We start from the raw sequence: 18,475 nt of genomic DNA, 5'->3' as shown, positions 1-18,475 counted from the left end.
TGCCCGTCTGTTACGCCATCTTGACCGGCTGCGTCGTGTTGAGGATCTCGTCGTACACGTCGGCCGTGCGCCGGGCCACGGTGTCCCAGCCGAACTCGCGCTCCGAGCGCTCCCGGCCGGCGGCGCCCATGCGGGCCGCCTCGTCGGGGTCACCCACCAGCCGGTTCAGGGCCTGCGCGAGCCCGCTCTCGAACGCCAGCGGGTCGCGCTCCTCGTAGGGCACGAGGAGCCCGGTCGTCCCGTCGGCGACGACCTCGGGGATGCCTCCGACGGCGGAGGCAACGACGGCGGTGCCGCACGCCATCGCCTCCAGGTTCACGATGCCGAGGGGTTCGTACACCGACGGGCAGACGAACGCCCGTGCGTGGGTGAGGAGTTGGACCACTTCGGTACGGGGCAGCATCTGCGGAATCCAGTGGACGCCGTCCCGCAGCGCACGCAACTCGTCCACGAGGGTGCGGAATTCACGCCCGATGGCCGGGGTGTCGGGCGCTCCGGCGCACAGGATCAGCTGCGCCGACGGGTCCAACTCCTTCGCCGCCCTGAGGAGATGAGGCACGCCCTTCTGCCGTGTGATGCGTCCGACGAAGACCACGTACGGGCGGTTCTGGTCGATGCCGATGCGGGCGAGGACGTCCGTGGCGGGGTCGGGGCGGTAGAGGGCGGAGTCGATGCCGTTGTGGACGACGCGGACCTTCGCCGGGTCGATCGCCGGATAGCAGGCCAGGATGTCGTCGCGCATGGCTCCCGAAACCGCGATGACCGCGTCGGCCGCCTCGACGGCGGTGCGCTCGGCCCAGCCCGACAGGGCGTATCCGCCGCCGAGTTGCTCGGCCTTCCAGGGGCGCAGGGGCTCGAGCGAGTGCGCGGTCACGATGTGCGGGATGCCGTGGAGCAACTTGCCTATGTGACCCGCCAGATTGGCGTACCAGGTGTGGGAGTGGACGAGTTCGCGGCCTTCGAGCGCGGCGGCGATGGACAGGTCCACGGAGAAGGTGCGCAGGGCGTCGTTCGCCCCGTCGAGGGCCTGCCACGCGCGGTGGCGCCGCAGCCCTTCGGCACCGCCCTCGCCCCACGTGTGGACGTCGAGGTCGACGAGGGGGCGTAACTCCCTTGCGAGGAACTCGACATGGACGCCCGCGCCGCCATAGACGTCCGGCGGGTACTCCCGGGTCAGCAGCCCCACTCTCATGCAGAACCCCCGTCGTCCGTAGCGTGCCCGGCCGCGCACCTTCATGGTCACCCAGAAGCGGCCGGTGGGGAAGAGTGCTGCGGCGGCCGCTCGAAGCAGCAGTCGCCGCAGAGACCGCCGCCGGGGGCGCGGTAGATGAGGCAGCAGCTCGTGCGGCGGAAAGCGGTGCCGGTGCGGGTGCCGGTCGCGGCGAGGCGCGGGTCCGCGAAGAGTTCCGTGGTCAGGAGGCGGGCGCGGGCGGCGACGTCGGGGCGCCCGGCTCGGCGCGCCCAGCGGCTGATCTCGCGGGCGGCGCCGGCGAGCGCGGACCCCGCGTTGCCGCGCAGCAGCGGGGCCGAGACACGGTAGCGGGCACGCAGGGCGGCCGACAGCAGCTCCAGGTGGCGGTCCAGCACGAGCTCCGCGAGGTGCGCGCTGCCGGCGGGGAGCTGCCCCGTACCGGCGAGGAACAGGTCGTCCGGCGCACTGGCGTCGGGGTTCCAGTGCAGCAGCGCCGGGTCGAGGTCCGGGACGCGCCCGAAGAGGGCCGCGCTGCCGAGCGCCACCGACCAAAGGCGCGCAGCGAGGCCGAGTTGGGCGACGGACACCGCGACGCGCGGTTCGGGCACGGAGAGTGCCCGCGCGACCTTCTCGACGCGGTACGCGAGAGGGTCGCGGACCGGTGCGTCGCTCTGATAGACGCGCCCCAGCGCCGGCGGATCACTCTCCGCGTCCTCGATGTCGCACAGAGCGAAGAATCCGCCGAGGGAGCCGAGTTCGCGCAGGTCGATGTGGACTGTCACGGCCTCAGTACAGCAAGTAGGCGTCCACAGGTCACGGGCGGGGTGCACCGCGTGTCCCCCACCGGGTGGAGGCCCCGGGGCAGGTCGTACTCCATCGGCAGTAGGACCCAATGCGTGCTCAGGTACGACGACGCGAGCACCGGAAAGAGAGATCGTAGAGGTATGGAAACCGACCGTTCGCCGCACCACGGGATGCGCCGCCGCACAGTGAGGAGCGGCCGATGAGTGCACTCACGCTGGCTGTGCTGCTCTCCCTCGTCTCCGCGGTGGCGTACGCGGGCGGCGCGATCCTCCAGGAACGCGTCGCGGTGTCCACGCCCGAGCACGCTTACGCGCCGCTGCGCCGCCCGGTGTGGTGGTGCGCGGTCGCGCTCAACGGTCTGGGAGCACTCCTGCACGTGGCCGCCCTGGCGTACGGGCCGCTCAGCCTCGTGCAGCCCCTCGGCGCGCTGACGATCGTGTTCGCGCTGCCGATGGCGGCGCTCTTCGTGCACCGCAAGGCCGGGGCCACCGCCTGGCGGGGCGCGATCATGGCCGCGGTGGGTCTCGCCGGTCTGCTCTCCCTCACGGGGTCGGCGTCCGAGCAGTCCCTCGAAGGCACGGAGCGGCTGATGGTCGCCCTCGCGACGGCCGGCACGGTCCTCGCCCTGATGACCCTCGCCCACGCCGTGCACCGCCACCCCGTGGTGCGCAGCGTCCTGCTCGCGGGCGCGGCGGGTGTCGCGTTCGGCATCGCGTCCGTGTTCACGAAGTCCGTGGCGGTCGAGTGGACGGAGGACGGGACGTTCGCCCAGTTCTCGAGCTTCCTGGTGATAGCGGCGCTCGCCACGTCCGGCATGCTCCTGTCCCAGGCCTCGTACCGCGGCGCGGGCCTCGCGGCTCCGCTCGCCACAGTGACCGTCGTGAACCCGGTGGTCGCGGCGGCGGTTGGTCTCACGCTCTTCGGCGAAACGTTCCGATACGGCACGACGGGCACCACCCTCGCCCTCGCGAGCGGTGTCGTCGCCGCGGGCGGCCTGATCCTGCTGACGACGGAGCGGATCAGCGGGGCGCGCAGGACGGCCACCGAGTCGGTCGTCGCGGCGATGCCCGCCCAGTCCGTGACCGAGTCACCGCGCGCACTCACCGACGGCGAGCCGCTGGTGCGGCGCGTCGAGGCCCCCGCGCGGGATGCCGATGCGCATGGCCGCACCAAGGACAAGGACCGCCGCTACGACGAGTGGCACAGCCCCCGCGACGAGCGCATCAAATCCTGACGCCGTGCGCCCGCAGATACGCCAGCGGGTCGACGTCCGAACCGAAGCCGGGCCCCGTCCGCACCTCGAAGTGCAGATGCGGGCCCGTGCTGTTGCCCGTGGAACCGGAGCGGGCGATGCGCTGACCGCCCACGACCCGCTGCCCGGCCTTCACGCTGAGCGCCGAGAGATGGCCGTACTGGCTGTACTTGCCGTCGGCGTGCCGGATCACGACCTCGTACCCGTACGAGCCGCCCCAGCCCGCGGAGACGACATGCCCGGAGGCGATGGCCTTGACGGTCGTGCCGGTGGACACGGCGAAGTCGACGCCCGTGTGGTAGCCCTTCGACCAGGAAGAACCCGCCGCGCGGTACGGGGTACTGAGACTCGCGGAGACGGGAGCGGTGACGTCGTGTGACGCGGCGGGCTTCTCGGTCCGGGGCCGGGTGGCGGTGGCCGTGCCGGTCTTCTTGGCGGGGGCCGCCGTCTCCCGTTTCTGGTCGCTCTTGTCGTGCTTCTGGGACGGCTTCTGGGCCGGCCGTTCGCGCTTCTGCGGGGCGGCCGGGTCGCGCGGCTTCGCCGACGGGTGCAGGGCGAGGCGCTGCCCGGGCAGGATGAAGTCTGGGTCCGAGCCGATGGTGCGGCGGTTCGCCTCGTACAACTTCCGCCAGCCGCCCGGAACTTCGCGGGCGTCGGCGATGCCGGAGAGGGTGTCGCCGCCGACCACCGTGTACATCTGGGCCGTGCCCGCCGTCGACTGGGGCGTGACCTCGGGCTTGACGTCCTTGACGGTGCGCTGGGGCTTGTGCTTGACGGTTTCGGTGTGCGGTCCCGGAGTGTCGCCGCCGCGGGTGAGGCCCGCCCGGGCCGAGCAGACCGGCCAGGCGCCGGGCCCCTGCCCGTCGAGGACCTTCTCGGCGACGGCGATCTGCTGGCCCCTGGTGGCGCGGTCGGCGCGCGCGGCGTAGGCGGTGCCGCCGTAGGCCTCCCAGGTGGACTGCGTGAACTGGAGCCCGCCGAAGTAGCCGTTGCCGGAGTTGATGCTCCAGTTGCCGCTCGACTCGCAGGCCGCGACCTTGTTCCAGGTGTTCGCGTCGGCCGCGTGCGCCACGCCCGCCCCGATGAGAGGGATCGCCATACCCGCGCTGCCCGCGGTGACGGTGAGCGACGCCCGGTTGATCCGGTTCGGCTGATACCGGCGATGCCGACCGCGTACGGCCATGGAAGCCCCCTCAGACACACGTCAGAAGCGGCAAGTTAGCCGCTCCGACACACTCATGACAAGACCCGCACAGGGGTGACACGAGCGGTCAAGAGGGACCAAGGGGGCTTCCTCCAGGCGTAGTTCGCGTTTCAGCCCCGCAACCGCGCCGGCAACCAGTCGAGTTGGGCGGCCTGATGGAAGGGCCCGCCGCCCTCGTGGTCGTTGAAGGTGTACACCTTGATCGTCTTGTCCTGCCCGGCATAGGAGTTGAACGCCGCGAAGACCGTGGAGGGCGGGCAGGTCTGGTCCTCGAGCGCCACCGAGAAGAGGGCGGGCGCGGTGCCGCGGGCCGCGAAGTGCACGCCGTCGAAGTACGACAGCGTGCGGAAGATCTGCTCGTCGGCGCCGATGTGCGCCTTCAGATACAGGGCTATCTCGCGGTACGGGTGGCGTTCGGTGAGGGTGGCCGCGCGGGGGAACTGGCACAGGAACGGCACGTCGGGCGCGATGGCGACGAGGTCGGGTACCAGACCGCCGACCGCGATCGTGATGCCGCCGCCCTGGCTGCCGCCGAGCGCGGCGACGCGCGACGCGTCGACGAGGGGGTGCGAACGGGCCGTCTCGACCGCGCGCACGGCGTCGGTGAAGACGCGCCGGTAGAAGTACTCGTGCGGGTCCTCGATGCCGCGTGTCATGAAGCCGGAGTGCGCGGGTCCGCTGCCGACCGGGTCGGGGGTGTCGCCCACCCTGCCGCCGGAGCCCTGGCCGCGTGTGTCCATGACGAAGTGCGCGAAGCCGGCCGCGGCCCACATCAGGTTCGTGTGCGGCAGACCGCGCCCGCCTCCGTAGCCGATGTACTCGACGACGGCGGGCAGCGGCGCGGTCGTGCCCGCGGGCAGGACGAGCCAGCCCTTGACCGGATGCCCGCCGAACCCGGCGTACGTAACATCGAAGACGTCGACCGCGGACAGCGGCACGTCGACCGGGACGAAGCGCGCGTCGAGGTCGTGCTCACGCGCCTCTGCCAGGGTCTTCTCCCAGAACGCGTCGAAGTCCTCGGGCCGCGTCAACGTGGGCCGGTAGGCCCGAAGTTCGTCGAGCGGCAAATCGAAGTGAGGCACGGGCGGCTCCTTGTTCGTAGAGAGTTCCGTAGAGATCTCCGCAGCGAGTCCTGAGGGCTCGACGAGAGCGTCGCAGCGTCACGGTACGCCTCACCACGCTACAAATGAACAAGAACGATCACCTCCCTACTTCAGGAGCGACAGGCATGAGCAAGTCAGCCCAGATCGGTGTCACGGGGCTCGCTGTCATGGGGCGCAACCTCGCGCGGAACTTCGCCAGGAACGGCTACACGGTCGCCCTGCACAACCGCACCGCGTCCCGCACGCACGACCTCGTGGCGGAGTTCGGCGGCGAGGGCGAGTTCGTCCCCATCGAGACCGCGGAGGAGTTCGTGGCGGCGCTGGAGAGGCCGCGCCGCCTGGTGATCATGGTCAAGGCCGGTGACCCCACGGACGCGGTGATCCAGGAGTTCGCGCCCCTCCTGGAGCCCGGCGACATGATCGTCGACGGCGGCAACGCGCACTTCGCGGACACCCGCCGCCGCGAGCGTGAACTGCGCGAGCGCGGCATCCACTTCGTCGGCACGGGCGTCTCCGGCGGCGAGGAGGGCGCCCTGAACGGGCCGAGCATCATGCCGGGCGGCAGCCAGGAGTCGTACGCGGCGCTCGGCCCGATGCTGGAGAAGATCTCCGCGAAGGCCAAGGACGGCTCCCCGTGCGTGACGCACGTCGGCCCGGACGGCGCCGGCCACTTCGTGAAGATGGTCCACAACGGCATCGAGTACGCCGACATGCAGCTCATCGGCGAGGCCTACCAGCTCCTGCGCGACGTGGCGGGCTACTCCCCCGCGCAGATCGCCGACATCTTCCGCAGGTGGAACACCGGCCGGCTCGACTCGTATCTGATCGAGATCACGGCCGAGGTCCTGTCGCACGTGGACGCGGCGACGGGCAAGCCCTTCGTGGACGTCGTCGTCGACGAGGCGGAGCAGAAGGGCACGGGGCGCTGGACCGTGCAGATCGCGCTCGACCTGGGCGTCCCGGTGTCGGGCATCGCCGAGGCCGTCTTCGCGCGCTCGCTGTCCGGCCACGCGGACCTGCGCGCGGCCTCGAAGGACCTGGCGGGCCCGACGCCGACCGCGCTGAGCGAGCCGGAGGCCGCGGCGTTCGCCGACCGGGTCGAGCAGGCCCTGTACGCGTCGAAGATCGTGTCGTACACGCAGGGCTTCCACGAGATCACGGCGGGCAGCGAGGCGTACGGCTGGGACATCGACCTGGGCGCCGTCGCCTCGATCTGGCGCGGCGGCTGCATCATCCGGGCCGCGTTCCTCGACCGGATCACCGCCGCGTACGACGCCCGGCCCGACCTGCCGAGCCTCCTCGCGGACAAGACGTTCGCGCAGGAGATCGGCGCGGCGCAGGACGACTGGCGTGCCGTCCTGGTCGCCGCGACGGTCGAGGGCGTCCCGGCGCCGGGCTTCGCGGCCGCGCTCGCGTATTACGACGCGCTGCGCGCTGACCGCCTCCCGGCCGCGCTCACGCAGGGCCAGCGGGACTTCTTCGGCGCCCACACGTACCGCCGCACGGACCGCGAGGGCGCGTTCCACACGCTGTGGGGCGGAGACCGGTCCGAGGTGTCGGCGTAAGGCCTTGCCGCTACATGGGTGAAGGCTCCGGCTCGGGCGGCGCCGGCTCCGGGTCGGGGTTCGGCGGGCCCGGGGACGGAGGCGGCGGCGGGGGCTGCGGTGTGGGTCCCGGGCGGGGCGACGGAGGCGTCGGGATCGGGGAGGGGAACGGCCCCGGATCGGGAACGTCGGGCCCCGGTGTCGGCGGGGTCACGGGGTCGGGCATGGGATGCGTCATCGATTCCTCCAGGAGGGGTCGGAGGCCGACCGCGCTCCGGCGGGGCGCGGCCGGTCCCTGCCACTGTCTCCCGGCACGCGTGCCCACGCCCGCCGTGTCCACACACCGCCCCCGCCGACGCTCAGCCCTTGATACGGGTGAGGCGTACGACGGGAATGTCCCGCTCGGTCTTCTTCTGGTAGTCCGCGTACGGGGCGAAGATCTCCACGAGATGGGGCCACACCCTGGCCTTTTCCTCCTGGGAGAGGGTCTCGGCGCGGGCGGCGAACCGCTCGGTCTCGACGCGCAGCCGCACGTCCGGGTTGGCCTCCAGGTTCAGGTACCACTCGGGGTGCTGGTCGGCGCCGCCCTTCGAGGCGACGATCAGGTAGTCGTCGCCGTCGCGGTCGTAGATCAGCACGGTGCGGCGCCACTTACCGGAGTGGCGCCCCTGGTAGTCGAGCAGCAGACAGGGCGCGCTCATCGGGCCAGGGATCGTGGTGCCCTCGGTGCCGCCGGACTCCTCGTAGAGGCGGGCCTGCTCGGCGACCCAGCCCGTGGGGCTGATCACGACGTCGGTGCCGGTCTCGTCCTGGGCCATCTGACTCTCCTCGTTCAGCTCAAGCCGGTCGCATTCGGTTCAACGCGTTCAACTCGGCTCAGCGTAGGCCGTGTTGCCCGCCGCCGCGCCCAGGCCGGGGCGGGGGCTGGAGAGGACGGGGACCGTCGTGGTGGTCCGGTCGGCCGCGGACGCCATGGAGGCCTGGGCGAGCACGACGACGTCGACATCGGTGAGGGCGTCCACGGCGGCGGCCACGAGGTCCCGGTACCCGTCCCGGTCACCGGCCTCGAAACGCTCCCAGGCCCCTGCCACCAGCACCGTGCGTACGTCGACGGGGCGACCGGCGCGGGCGGCCTCCTCCTCGACGAGGGCGACGGTCGGGTCGAGGGTGCTCTCCAGGGCGGCGACCACGGCGACGGCCCGCCCCGCTTCGACCGCGGCGGCGGCCATCGGCCGGTCCACGCGCAGGACGGGGACGCCGGCGGCGGCGGACTGGGCCTCGGCGACACCGCCGATGGTCGAGCAGGTGCAGAGCACGGCGCTCGCCCCGTCGGCCACGGCGGTTTCGAGCAGCGCGCGCACGTCGTCCGCGACGGCGTCGGGCCCGGCGGCCCTTGCCCGTTCGAGCAGGCTCTCGTCCACGAGGTGACGCAGGGCGAGACCGGGGTGGTCGGTGTCGCGCAGGGCGTCGAAGACGGGGACGTGGACCGGGGAGGTGTGCAGGAGTGCGAGGTTCACGCGGTCACCACTTGGACGGGTCGTCGGCGAGAGCGCGCTGCGCGGCGTCCATCAGCTCGGGCGGGGCGACGGGGGCCTCTCCCGGGTGTCGCGCGGCCCACTCCACGACGAACGGGCACAGAGGCGCGACGGCGGTGCTCTCGCGGGCGGCGATGGCGTACAGCTCGCGGGCCAGTGATCCCGCGATGCCCCGGCCCTCGTGCTCGGGCCCCACGACGGTGTGCTCCGGCACGAGGGCCCTCTCGGGCGCGTCGAGGACGAAGTACTGGATGTACCCGAGGGTTGAGCCCTCGGGCTCTCCCGCCGCGCGGGCCACGAGGAGGCCCCTGTCGCGTTCGTCGTGGATCTCGATGTCGCTCATAGGGGTCTCCTCGCGTCTGCGGCGGGACGGTCAGCCGCTGGTGGCCGCCACCGCCTGAGGGCTGCGCTCCGCGTCCCCGCCCGGAGCCGGCTCGGACGGGTCGGCGCCCAGGGCCACGATCCGGTTCTCCCGGTCCACGTGCACGACCCTGGGCCGCAGCGCACGCGCCTCGGCGTCGTCGACCTGAGCGTAACTGATGATGATCACGAGGTCCCCGGGATGCACGAGGTGGGCCGCGGCCCCGTTGATCCCGATGACACCGCTCCCCCGCTCCCCCTCGATGACGTACGTCTCCAGGCGGGCGCCGTTGTCGATGTCGACGATGTGGACGAGCTCGCCGGGCAACAGGTCGGCGGCGTCGAGGAGATCGCGGTCGATGGTGACGGACCCGACGTAGTGCAGGTCGGCCTGGGTGACGGTGGCGCGGTGGATCTTGGACTTGAACATGGTGCGCAGCATTCAGCACTCCTAGGACGGCTCCCTGCCGGCTTTGTGCAGGTCAAGGGCGTTCTGAACTCTACACCGGCACGCGTGTGACCCGAAGATTGTGGGGAACATCGGTTCACTCCGGGAGAAGGCCCCCTGCCTGGAAATGATGCCGATCAGGTCTTCTCCCTAAAGCCCATGGCAGGCAGCCGCCCGGTGGCCCCATACCCGCCGCCGTACTCGGATCGGCTCCTCAGATCACGTACTCCGGCCCCGCGCCCGGGTCAGCTGCTTCAGCTCGATGATGGTCGCGACGGCGCGCAGCCAATTGGCCGCGGTGTCGTCGGCGGCGATCCCGCCCACGAGTTCGGTGCCGGCCCGCAGCCACTCCCGTACGAGGTCGGCCGCCTCCCGGCGGGGCAGGGGCTCGGGCAGCTCAGCGGCGCGGGCGAGTCCGCCGGCGCGCACGGTCTCGGCGAGGAAGGCGACCGAGCGCGGCTCGGTGCCGAGTCGGTCGAGGATGACTGCTGCGGCCGCGGCGCCGTCGCCGAACAGGGCGGTGCGCCGGGTGCCGGGCGCGGCGGTGAGGCCGTAACGCAGCAGGACGGTGATGTCGAGCCGGGCCAGCTCGTCGTCCGTGCGGTCCGGCGGGTACGGGGCGTCGTTGTTCATCGCGGGCCTCGGGTGTCTCGTCTCATCTGACTGGTCCGCCGCGGCTCAGTCGACGGTGACGGTGTAGGTGATGCGCTCGGGGGCCGGGGAGGGGGTGGCCGCTCCCGTGGTCGGGGTGGCGGAGGGGCCGGTCGTCTCGGGGGGCCGGCTGGAGGTGTTGCCCTGGCAGGTGGTGAACGTGCAGTGCAGCAGCGTGAACCGCGTGGTCCCCTTGCCCTTGGCCTCGAAGGTGAAGGTGAGCCGGCCGCCGGCACCGGGCACCGGCGTGTCGCCGGAGTCCGACGCGTGGTCCTGGCCGCGGCTGACGAGCACCGCGCTGTCGGGCTCGGGGCCGACCAGGTACCAGTACTCGCGGGTGGAGGCGTTCTGGTCGACGGTGAGCGTGAAGCGCTCGCCCGGCTCGGCGGTGATGCTGGTGTCCTTCACCGGGTGGCTCGTCGGGCGGCCCACGGTGCTCGTGGAGCCGCCGGCCGGTTCGTCGGTGCCCGAGCCGCAGCCCGTGGCGAGAGCGAGGAGCGCTGCCGCCGCGATCGCGGCACCGCCCCTGCTACCGCGGAAGATAGACGCTGTACGCATTGGGGAGATCACTGCTGGAAGCCTTGCCCATGTGGCCGTTGATGAAGTCGTCCTCGCTGACCCAGGTCGTCGAGCCCCAGGGGTTGTACACCTGAAGCTTGTCACCTTCCTGGGCGATGATGGTCATCGCGTGGGCGCCCTCCTTGCCCGAGACGTCGACAGGCACCGGCCGTCCCTCCGCCACCGATTTCTCGACTTCGGTGAGGACCGCCCTGCGGTCGTCGGCGCTGTTCAGGTCCTGGCGCTGGTAGTCGTTGCCGGTGGCGCTGCCGACGGCGGTGTCGTTGATCCGTTCCTGCCCCTCCTGCCCCATGCCGCCCCAGTTCTTGCCGCCGTCGCCTTCGGTGTGCAGCCGGTGCTGTTCGGCCACCAGGCGCTGCTTGAAGGCCTCGGGGTCGTCCTGCTGCCCGTCGGGGCCGCCGGTGAGGTCGAGCGCGTACATCGGGTCGACCATGGCGCGGGAGGTGACGGTGGAGGAGGCCACGCAGGTGCCCTCGGAGCCGTCGCCGCCCTGGATCCACCGCTGGCCGTCGAACGTGGCGTAGTCCTTGTTGTTGTTCGACCCGTCCGACGCCAGGCCCTCGTCGTCCATGCTGTCCGTGGCGGTGACCACCGGAGTGAGGTGCCGGCGCATCCAGTCGGGGTCCTTGCCGTGGATCTTGTTCTGGAACGTCTCGATCTCGGCGACGCTGTGGCCGGCGGCCAGGGCCTTCATCAGGTAGGCCCGCTCCTGCGGGTTGTCCGACTTGGCCAGCATCCGCTCCATGGCCGTCTCGTCGTCGAGACTCAGCAGGTCCATACGCGTCGACGCGCGCGCCAGGTCGCCGGGCGTGAGGATCTCGTTCAGCTCGGTGTCGGCGCCCGCGACGCCGGTGTCGGCGAGCATCAGCTTGTCGACGGCGGTGAGTTCGCTGGTCTCCATCTTCCCGGCCCGTGCCTCGGCGGCCCACTTGTTCAGGTCCCGGGCCGCGACGCGGGTGGCCTCCTGCGCGTCGGAGACGGCGGCGTGCATCAGGTCGACCGCGTAGGAGCCGAGGTGGGCGGCGTTCTTGCGGTCCCACTCCTCCTCGTCGTTCTCGTGCAGGTCGTCGAAGAAACCGTCCTTGCCGCCGAGCGTCTTCTTCTGTTCCAGCAGCTGACCGCGGCCCTGCTCGTCCTTGCGCTGCGCGGCGCCGATCGCGTCGGCCAGTGTCAGCAGCACGGTCGCGCAGCCCTGGAACGCCTCGCTCATCTGGGTCGCGGACCGCCCGGCGGCGTTCACCACGTCGGAGGCGAGGACGCTCGTGTCGCCGACCCATACCTCCGGAAGACCCTTGCGGCCCACCCGGTCGACCTGGTCGAAGACGCTGCCGACCGGGTCGACCTGGCCGCGGTAGAGACTCGCCAGGCCCTCCAGCGCGCTCTGGTCGCCGCCCGGTTCGGGCACCGAGAGGGCGTCGTCGATCAGGTCGAGGAGCTCGTTCTTGCTTCCGGCACCGAGCACCTTCTTGGACAGCCCGGCGAGCCAGGCGAGGCGGAAGGAAGGGGAGTTGAGGGGAGAGGAGAAGAACGACATCGGCCCGTTCCTCAGTAGCTCGACAGGGCCGAGGTGCGCCCGCCCTGCGTCGATGTGTCGGTGAGGCTGCTCGTGCCGCCGACGGGGACGCTGTCCGCGTGCGTCTTCACCAGGCCGTCGGTGCCGTGGTAGGTCTTCTTGGCCAACTGCACCTTGCCACCGAGCTCGTGCAACGCCGACGCCAGTGTCTTGGCCTCCGCCTCCCACGCCTTGACGAACGCGTTCAGCGCCGACGCGGCGTCATCGCCGCCGACATCGCTGTACGAGTAACTCGTGCGGGACTTGACGGCCGAGCTGACGCCGTCCATGTCCGTGCCGGCGTCGTCGAGTTGCTGGGCCTGGCCGGTCATACCTGCCTTGACCTGGTAGCCGTCCGAGCCCACCGCGCCTCCCCCGTATGCATTCGATCGCGACCGCGGGCAGGCTAACACGCACTGTTTATATGAAGGATCACACGTCGTCCGCCACACACACCTCCTCCACATCACCCGCCCCACGGCACGCCCGGGCGCTCATCCTGGCCCAGGCGATCGGCTGCAACTCGCCGTTGCGTGCAGCGCCTACGAGGGACGGGATGGGATGGGATGACCACCCTCTCGCGCCACGCATCAAACCTTCCGCGCGCGCAGGGCGCAGTGGCGTCAGGTGGTCAGGCCGTCGATCGCCAGCCGAAGGTGGCGGGGGCCGCGCAGGACGGGGTTGACGCGGTAGGGCGGCGGGTCCGCCAGTAGCCGTGGGTCTCTGATCCGGCGGACGAGCTCGGGCAGGGCGAGCTGCGCCTCCATCCGGGCCAGCGGCGCGCCGAAGCAGTAGTGGATGCCGGTGTAGAACCCGAGGTGCTCGTTGTCCTCACGGTCGGGATCGAACCGGTCGGGGTCCTCGAAGCGCTTCGGGTCCCGGTTGGCCGACGCCAGCATCAGCTGGACCGCCGAACCCTTGGGGATGGTGGTGCCGGCGATGTCGATGTCGGCCAGGGCGGTGGCCCACGGTATGAACTGGACCGGCGGCTCGTATCGCAGCACCTCCTCAATGAGCGGAACGACCAAGTCCGGTTCTGTCCGGAACCGTTCGAGGACGTCGGGGTGGCGCAGCAGTGTGAGCGTCGCGTTGCTGATCAGGTTGACCGTTGTCTCATGGCCTGCGATCAGGAGCAGTATCGAGGTGGCCACCAGCTCCGCGGTCGACATGCTGCCGCCGGGGCCCGTTTCGCGGGCGAGGGGGCCGAGGATCCCGCTGCCCTGGTCGTGGCGCTTGGTCTCGATCAGGTCGGACAAGTAGGCGCCCAGCTCGCCGCGTGCCTTGCGTGCCCTTTCCAGGCCGCTTTCCCCGCCGCTGGGATCGATCCCCGACGCCACGGTGTCGGCCCAGCCGTGGAAGCGTGCTTCGTCCTCACGCGGCACGCCCAGCACCTTGCAGATGGCCGTGACGGGAAGGGGGTAGGCGAAGTCGTCGACGACGTCGATCTCGTCCTTGCCTTCGAGCGCGTCGACCAGGTCGGCGACGACCCCGGCCAGCTCTCCGCGCATGTCGTGGAGGAACCTGGGGCTGTGCGGGGGTCCGAACGGCCGCATCGCCGCATTGCGCAGCCGGTCGTGTTCGGGCGGGTCCAGAAGCAGGAAGCTGGGCGGCAGATTGGGGTCCTCCTTGGTCACGGCGGGGACGTCGGCGCCGGGGGTGCGCTTGCGCGGGTCGTTACTGAGTCGCGGGTCGTTGGCCAGGCTCCGCACCTCGTAATAGGTGCTGACCAAGTACGATCCGTCGTTCTGACAGGTGACCGGCGACTCGCGCAGCGCGGCGTAGAGCGGGTACGGATCGGCGCGGTTCGCATAGTCGGTGATCTGCGCGAGCATGGTGTCCAGAGTCATGGTGTCTCCTGAGGGGCCGACGACGGTCGGGGCGATGGTCAGACACGTGCCGCGACGAACTGGACACGCTGCCCGGTCGGTGAGTGGCCGGTCAGGGTGACGGTCGGCCCGTGGGTGGGCAGATTCGGACCCGGGAACGCCGCATCGACCGGCTGCAGAGCGTCGGCACAGCCGTACACCACGGGGTGGTCGTCGGTTCGTCGGAGACGTCGACGAGCATGGTCTGGACCGGACGCGCGGCCGCAGCCTGTTCCACCTGCTCACGAAGTGCCTCGTCGAAACGCGAGGTGACGAGCAGCGCCTCCCCGGCGTGCAGAGCGAAGACGTCCGGGGCGAGAAAGGCGCACTGCGCGAAGCCCTGACACCGGTTGGGATCGACGACGAGCCTCATCTGGAACCCCGCTCCTTGCTCGGGTTGCGGTGACCGCCGGCCCCGCAGCCCCTGTGGGTTCGGTTCACTCGAATGGTTGATATCCCTTCTCTCCAGGATCAGCTCGGCGGGAGGGCCCCGCAACGTGAGAGCCGTGCAGTGGCGGCCCTCCGGACGTCCGCCCCGACTCGGGTTCGAAGATGGCAACGGCAGCGGCGTCAGACGTCGTCCTTGCGCTGCACGACGCCCACGGCCGGGGCGCCCAGCGGGATGGCCGGGCTCACCGAACAGGCGTTTGGCCTGCACCACGCATGGGGCTGCAGACTCCTGGCCGGTCCAGGGATCGAACTCACGGCTGCAGAAGCAGGTCCAGTGGCACTTCCTGCCCCAGCCCGATCTCGGCCCAGATCGTCTTGCCCTGGCGCTCGTAACGAGTGCCCCACATGTCGGTGAGCTGGGCCACCAGGAAGAGGCCCCTGCCTCCTTCGTCCTCGTCGCCGGCATTGCGGAGATGCGGAGAGGTGTGACCCCCGTCCGACACCTCGCATATCAGTGTGCGGTCGATGTCACGGAGCAGGCGCAGGGAGACAGGCGGGCGGCCGTGTCGGATGGCGTTGGTGACGAGTTCACTCACGACCAGTTCGGAGACGAACACCGCCTCGTCCAGCCCCCAGTCCTCCAGCTTCTCCCGGACGAGTGCACGGACTCCGGCCACCTCGGCCGGGTCGGAGGCGAACTGCCAGGACGCCGTGCTGTCTTCGGGGAAGGCGTGGACGCGCACCAGCAGCAGTGCGGCATCGTCCTCGGCGGATCCCGGGGCACACAGGGAGACGGCCTCGTCGCACGCCTTCTCCAGGGACCCGGCCGAGGCGTCCAGGGCGCCGCACAGGTCCGCCACTCCCTCGTCCACGTCCCGGCCGCGCGCCTTGACGATTCCGTCGGTGAACAGGGCGAGCACAGTGCCCTCGGCGAACTCGAATTCCACGCTCTCGAAAGGCAGTCCACCGATGCCCAGCGGGGGACCTGTGGGCAGGTCGAGCGGTTCAGCCTGCCGGGTGCCTGTCCCACGGCCGGTGGCGACCGGCGGGAGGTGGCCCGCGCTGGCCATGGCGCAGGTGCGGGAGGTGGGGTCGTACACGGCGTACAGGCAGGTCGCCCCGAGCGCCCTGTCCGTCCCCGCGTCGCCCGGCGTTCCGTGTATTCCGACTCGCGTCTGACCCACCAAGTCGTCGAGCCGGGTGAGGAGTTCGTCCGGCGGCAGGTCCAGGGCGGCCAGTGCTCTCACGCTCGTGCGCAACCGTCCCATGGTGGCCGCGGCGTCCACCCCGTGCCCCACCACGTCACCGACCACCAACCCGACGCGGGCGCCCGACAGCGGAATCACGTCGTACCAGTCGCCCCCGACTCCAAGGGGACCGGTGGTGGGGATGTAGCGGTGCGCGAGCTCGATGCCACTCGGTTGCGGCAGTCCTCGCGGGAGGAGGTCACGCTGCAGTTTCAGCGCCGTGGTGTGCTCGCGGACGTAGCGGCGAGCGTTGTCCACGCACACCGCGGTGCGCGATGCCAGTTCTTCGGCGAGGGCGCGGTCCTCCTCGGTGAACGGTGCACGGGGCGGCTGCCGCAGGAGGGTGACCGTGCCGAGCGTGGTGCCGCCCAGTAGCAGGGGCACGGCCAGCAGGCGTTGGTGCGCGGTCACCGGCAGGCTGCCGATGACACCCAGCAGCACATCACTTTGCGCAACGGGTGGAGCACTCCTGGTGCGCTTTGCCATGAGCCGTAGCCCCGTCGGTGCGCCGGAGGCCGCGGAAGGGGGCTCTTCTCCGGCCAGGACCGACTCCATGACCTCGATGCGTACGGAGTCGGCGAGATCCGGGACCACGAGCCCCGCGACTTCCTCCGCCGTCTTCCCGACGTCGAGCGTGGTACCGATCCCGCTGGCTCGGCTCAGCAGCGCCAGGCGAGCCTGTGCCTCGTAGCCATCGGTGATATCGACGGACGCCTCGCAGACGCCGAGGGGGTGGCCCGCGTCGTCCTGCAGGCGGAAGTACGAGCACGAGTAGACCCGGTGGTACTCGCAGGCGGCGGGGGTGGGCCCGCGCCAATGGACGTCGAGCACCGCTTCGCCGGTGCGCAACACTTCCTCCAGTACCTCCTCCGTCTCGTGGTACCCCGGAGGGGACAGGATGGTGCCGTGCGGATAGAGCACCCTGTTGGCCTGGCCCTCCCATTCACCGGCGCGCCAGCCCATGACCTGCTGCACGACATCGTTGGCCCAATTGAGGTGGGCGTCAGGGCCGTAGACGCTGAGCCCCACGGGAGCCTGCGTGAAGAGCCCGGACAGCATCGACTGGTCCGTCACCCACTCCTGATAGCGGTCGCTTGCCGCCGCCATCACGACCCAGGCGGGCCTCCCCCGGTCCTGCTCCACCGGAAAGATGCGCAGGACCGTCTCCACCAGCGCCCCGTCCGGGCGTCGAACGGTACGTCTCTCGGTCCGGGCGTCCTCGCGTGCCCCCGCTGCCCCGAAGCCCCGCAGCGTGTCACCCCGGGCGCGAACATCCCGCAGAACCTCGCTCTCCGAGCGACCGAGCACATCCCGGGTGTCGGCCCCGTAGAGATTGCGGGCTGCAGGACTCCAGCCAGTCACTCTCCCCTGCGCATCCAGCACGATCATCGCTGCTGTGGTCGTGTCGAAAGGGTTCTGATGACCGGTCTCGCATGATGCGTGCATCGTGGCCATGCGACCTGCCCAGTACTGGAATGTCTGAGTTCAAGGCTACGCCTGGGGCTTCGCTCGCGAGCTCAGCGCGGACGGTACGCCTGCCGGGGCCTGTCGAGGTGATCTACCGCGACAGCAAGATCGGCGAGATCTGCGTGGGAAACAACGAGATCCAGAAGTGGATCATTGCCCCGAACAGCTTCTGCAGGGAGATCGCCGGATGAGCGTGGCAGGCCGCACCCTGCCCCTGCCCGCGGGAAAGCACACGGGCGTCAGCCCGTCGTCAGGGCGAAGACGAGGACGGTCAGGGCCCAGCACAGGGCCACGAGCGCCGCGCCCGCCACGTCGACGCGGACGGTGCGGGTCCGGCCGGGGCGGAGCCAGAAGGCCAGAACGCGGTTCACCAGGGGCATGAGCACCCAGGTCAGAATGCTGACGCTCAGTATGTTGCCGAAGAACAGGCCGAGGTATCCGGGGACGCCCAGGACGTCGAATTCATGACCCACGGTCAGATTCAGGACCATGACGGTGGGATAGAGCGCCAGCACGACGGTCATGGCCTGTTTCCAGTTGGGCGGGACCTGCTCCTCCTCGGCCGAGCCGAACCTGAACCAGCCGCCGAACGCCGTCCCCACCTTGTGGACGTCGTAGGACGCGAAGTAGTCCCGCCCTTCCTTGAGGAGGTGCTCCCTGCTGCTGGAGTCCAGCCAGACATCGAGATGTTCATGGGTGTCGTACCGGAAAACGATCACCCAATTGTCCTGGATCCCCTCGACGGGCCGGAAGAATTCGGTCCCCATGAAGCCCGGATACTTCTCCTGCTCTCTCAGAATCTTCTCCTGCCAGCGCTCGAAGTCCTCTTCCCGGCCCGGCCGCACGTCGTGCGAGACAACTGCCGTGACACCCTCCACCCGGTCGGGTACCTCGATGTGGCCACCGGCAAGGACTTCCTGGGTGGGGGTTCCGTCCAGCAGCCCACGGCCTTCGGCGAGCAACTCCCGGCGGGCGGTCGATTCCAGCCACGCGGTGAGCTGGTCCGTGCCGGCGAAGCGGAACACCACGACCCATTCGCGTTCCTCGCCGGATCCGGGGGGATAGGTCTCCGTGGCCTCGAATCCGTCGAAGTCCCGGACGACCCGGTTCACCTTCCCCTGCCAGCGGTCGTACTCCTCGTCGAGCCCTTCCCGCACCTTCTGGGAGGTCACCACGGTCGCACTGCCGCTTGCACGGATACCCATACGGCGTAGTCTAGTTCACAGGGAATTCTGACGACATTCGAATTCACCGGGAATTCGGAGAACATCCGTCGCACGAA

At 70.5% G+C, this 18,475-nt stretch carries 19 protein-coding genes; 3 read left to right on the top strand and 16 right to left on the bottom strand.

The features are described 5' to 3' along the window. Positions 1-10 precede the first annotated feature (10 nt). A complete protein-coding gene (glgA, locus tag CG723_RS10135) occupies positions 11-1,192 on the bottom strand; it encodes a glycogen synthase (RefSeq protein ID WP_100592944.1) in 1,182 nt (393 codons plus the stop codon). Positions 1,193-1,239: 47 nt separating this feature from the next. Then, positions 1,240-1,974 (bottom strand): (2Fe-2S)-binding protein, encoded by a 735-nt coding sequence (locus CG723_RS10130; RefSeq protein ID WP_100592943.1) that lies wholly within the window; start codon positions 1,972-1,974, stop codon positions 1,240-1,242. Positions 1,975-2,195: 221 nt separating this feature from the next. Here CG723_RS10130 and CG723_RS10125 point away from each other — a divergent pair, with 221 nt between their 5' ends. Continuing rightward, complete coding sequence (locus tag CG723_RS10125) at positions 2,196-3,230, top strand: DMT family transporter (protein WP_107489195.1); 1,035 nt, start codon at positions 2,196-2,198, stop codon at positions 3,228-3,230. Here CG723_RS10125 and CG723_RS10120 read toward each other — a convergent pair. After that, positions 3,220-4,431 carry a transglycosylase family protein gene (locus CG723_RS10120; protein WP_100592942.1) on the bottom strand — a complete coding sequence of 404 codons (1,212 nt, stop codon included), beginning with the start codon at positions 4,429-4,431 and terminating at the stop codon, positions 3,220-3,222. The two genes, CG723_RS10125 and CG723_RS10120, sit on opposite strands and share 11 nt — an antisense overlap. Before the next feature lie 131 nt (positions 4,432-4,562). After that, the gene (locus tag CG723_RS10115) at positions 4,563-5,534 is read right to left on the bottom strand and encodes an acetylxylan esterase (RefSeq protein ID WP_100592941.1); all 972 of its coding nucleotides are present in this window, start codon (positions 5,532-5,534) and stop codon (positions 4,563-4,565) included. Positions 5,535-5,680: 146 nt separating this feature from the next. Here CG723_RS10115 and gndA point away from each other — a divergent pair, with 146 nt between their 5' ends. After that, entirely contained in the window at positions 5,681-7,120 is a 1,440-nt protein-coding gene (gene gndA / locus CG723_RS10110) for an NADP-dependent phosphogluconate dehydrogenase (protein WP_100592940.1), read from the top strand. A 338-nt stretch (positions 7,121-7,458) separates the two neighbouring features. Here gndA and CG723_RS10100 read toward each other — a convergent pair whose 3' ends face one another. From CG723_RS10100 to CG723_RS10050, 11 genes are all read right to left on the bottom strand, one after another. Beyond that, positions 7,459-7,917, bottom strand: a complete 459-nt coding sequence (locus CG723_RS10100; RefSeq protein ID WP_100592938.1) for a nitroreductase family deazaflavin-dependent oxidoreductase — start codon at positions 7,915-7,917, stop codon at positions 7,459-7,461. A gap of 48 nt (positions 7,918-7,965) precedes the next feature. Then, a complete protein-coding gene (locus tag CG723_RS10095; RefSeq protein WP_100592937.1) occupies positions 7,966-8,616 on the bottom strand; it encodes an aspartate/glutamate racemase family protein in 651 nt (216 codons plus the stop codon). Between the two features lie 4 nt (positions 8,617-8,620). Then, entirely contained in the window at positions 8,621-8,977 is a 357-nt protein-coding gene (locus CG723_RS10090; protein ID WP_100592936.1) for a GNAT family N-acetyltransferase, read from the bottom strand. Positions 8,978-9,007: 30 nt separating this feature from the next. Continuing rightward, positions 9,008-9,436 (bottom strand): aspartate 1-decarboxylase, encoded by a 429-nt coding sequence (panD, locus tag CG723_RS10085; RefSeq protein WP_100592935.1) that lies wholly within the window; start codon positions 9,434-9,436, stop codon positions 9,008-9,010. Between the two features lie 225 nt (positions 9,437-9,661). Continuing rightward, positions 9,662-10,075, bottom strand: a complete 414-nt coding sequence (locus CG723_RS10080) for a hypothetical protein (protein ID WP_100592934.1) — start codon at positions 10,073-10,075, stop codon at positions 9,662-9,664. A 45-nt stretch (positions 10,076-10,120) separates the two neighbouring features. Further along, a complete protein-coding gene (locus tag CG723_RS48655) occupies positions 10,121-10,651 on the bottom strand; it encodes a protease inhibitor I42 family protein (protein WP_100592933.1) in 531 nt (176 codons plus the stop codon). Continuing rightward, on the bottom strand, positions 10,623-12,206 hold the full coding sequence (locus CG723_RS10070; protein ID WP_100592932.1) for a peptidoglycan-binding protein: 1,584 nt from the start codon (positions 12,204-12,206) through the stop codon (positions 10,623-10,625). The genes CG723_RS48655 and CG723_RS10070 overlap by 29 nt, the downstream gene beginning before the upstream one ends. 11 nt (positions 12,207-12,217) lie before the next feature. Continuing rightward, positions 12,218-12,589 carry a hypothetical protein gene (locus tag CG723_RS10065; protein ID WP_100592931.1) on the bottom strand — a complete coding sequence of 124 codons (372 nt, stop codon included), beginning with the start codon at positions 12,587-12,589 and terminating at the stop codon, positions 12,218-12,220. Between the two features lie 258 nt (positions 12,590-12,847). Continuing rightward, positions 12,848-14,071, bottom strand: coding sequence for a cytochrome P450 (locus tag CG723_RS10060; RefSeq protein ID WP_100592930.1), 1,224 nt, complete (start codon positions 14,069-14,071; stop codon positions 12,848-12,850). A gap of 91 nt (positions 14,072-14,162) precedes the next feature. Continuing rightward, the gene (locus CG723_RS10055) at positions 14,163-14,462 is read right to left on the bottom strand and encodes a ferredoxin (RefSeq protein WP_100592929.1); all 300 of its coding nucleotides are present in this window, start codon (positions 14,460-14,462) and stop codon (positions 14,163-14,165) included. Positions 14,463-14,790: 328 nt separating this feature from the next. After that, entirely contained in the window at positions 14,791-17,172 is a 2,382-nt protein-coding gene (locus tag CG723_RS10050; RefSeq protein WP_234374233.1) for an ATP-binding SpoIIE family protein phosphatase, read from the bottom strand. 29 nt (positions 17,173-17,201) lie between these two features. On the opposite strand from CG723_RS10050, the gene CG723_RS10045 reads away from it, so the two are divergent. Beyond that, positions 17,202-17,384, top strand: coding sequence for a hypothetical protein (locus CG723_RS10045; RefSeq protein WP_100592927.1), 183 nt, complete (start codon positions 17,202-17,204; stop codon positions 17,382-17,384). A 48-nt stretch (positions 17,385-17,432) separates the two neighbouring features. Here CG723_RS10045 and CG723_RS10040 read toward each other — a convergent pair whose 3' ends face one another. Then, positions 17,433-18,398, bottom strand: a complete 966-nt coding sequence (locus CG723_RS10040) for an antibiotic biosynthesis monooxygenase (protein ID WP_100592926.1) — start codon at positions 18,396-18,398, stop codon at positions 17,433-17,435. Between the last annotated feature and the right edge of the window lie 77 nt (positions 18,399-18,475).

This window comes from Streptomyces sp. CB01635 (assembly GCF_002803065.1).
Classification (GTDB): domain Bacteria; phylum Actinomycetota; class Actinomycetes; order Streptomycetales; family Streptomycetaceae; genus Streptomyces.
The sequence above is the reverse complement of the archived record's forward strand: the minus strand, read 5'-3'. Positions and strand labels throughout refer to the sequence as shown.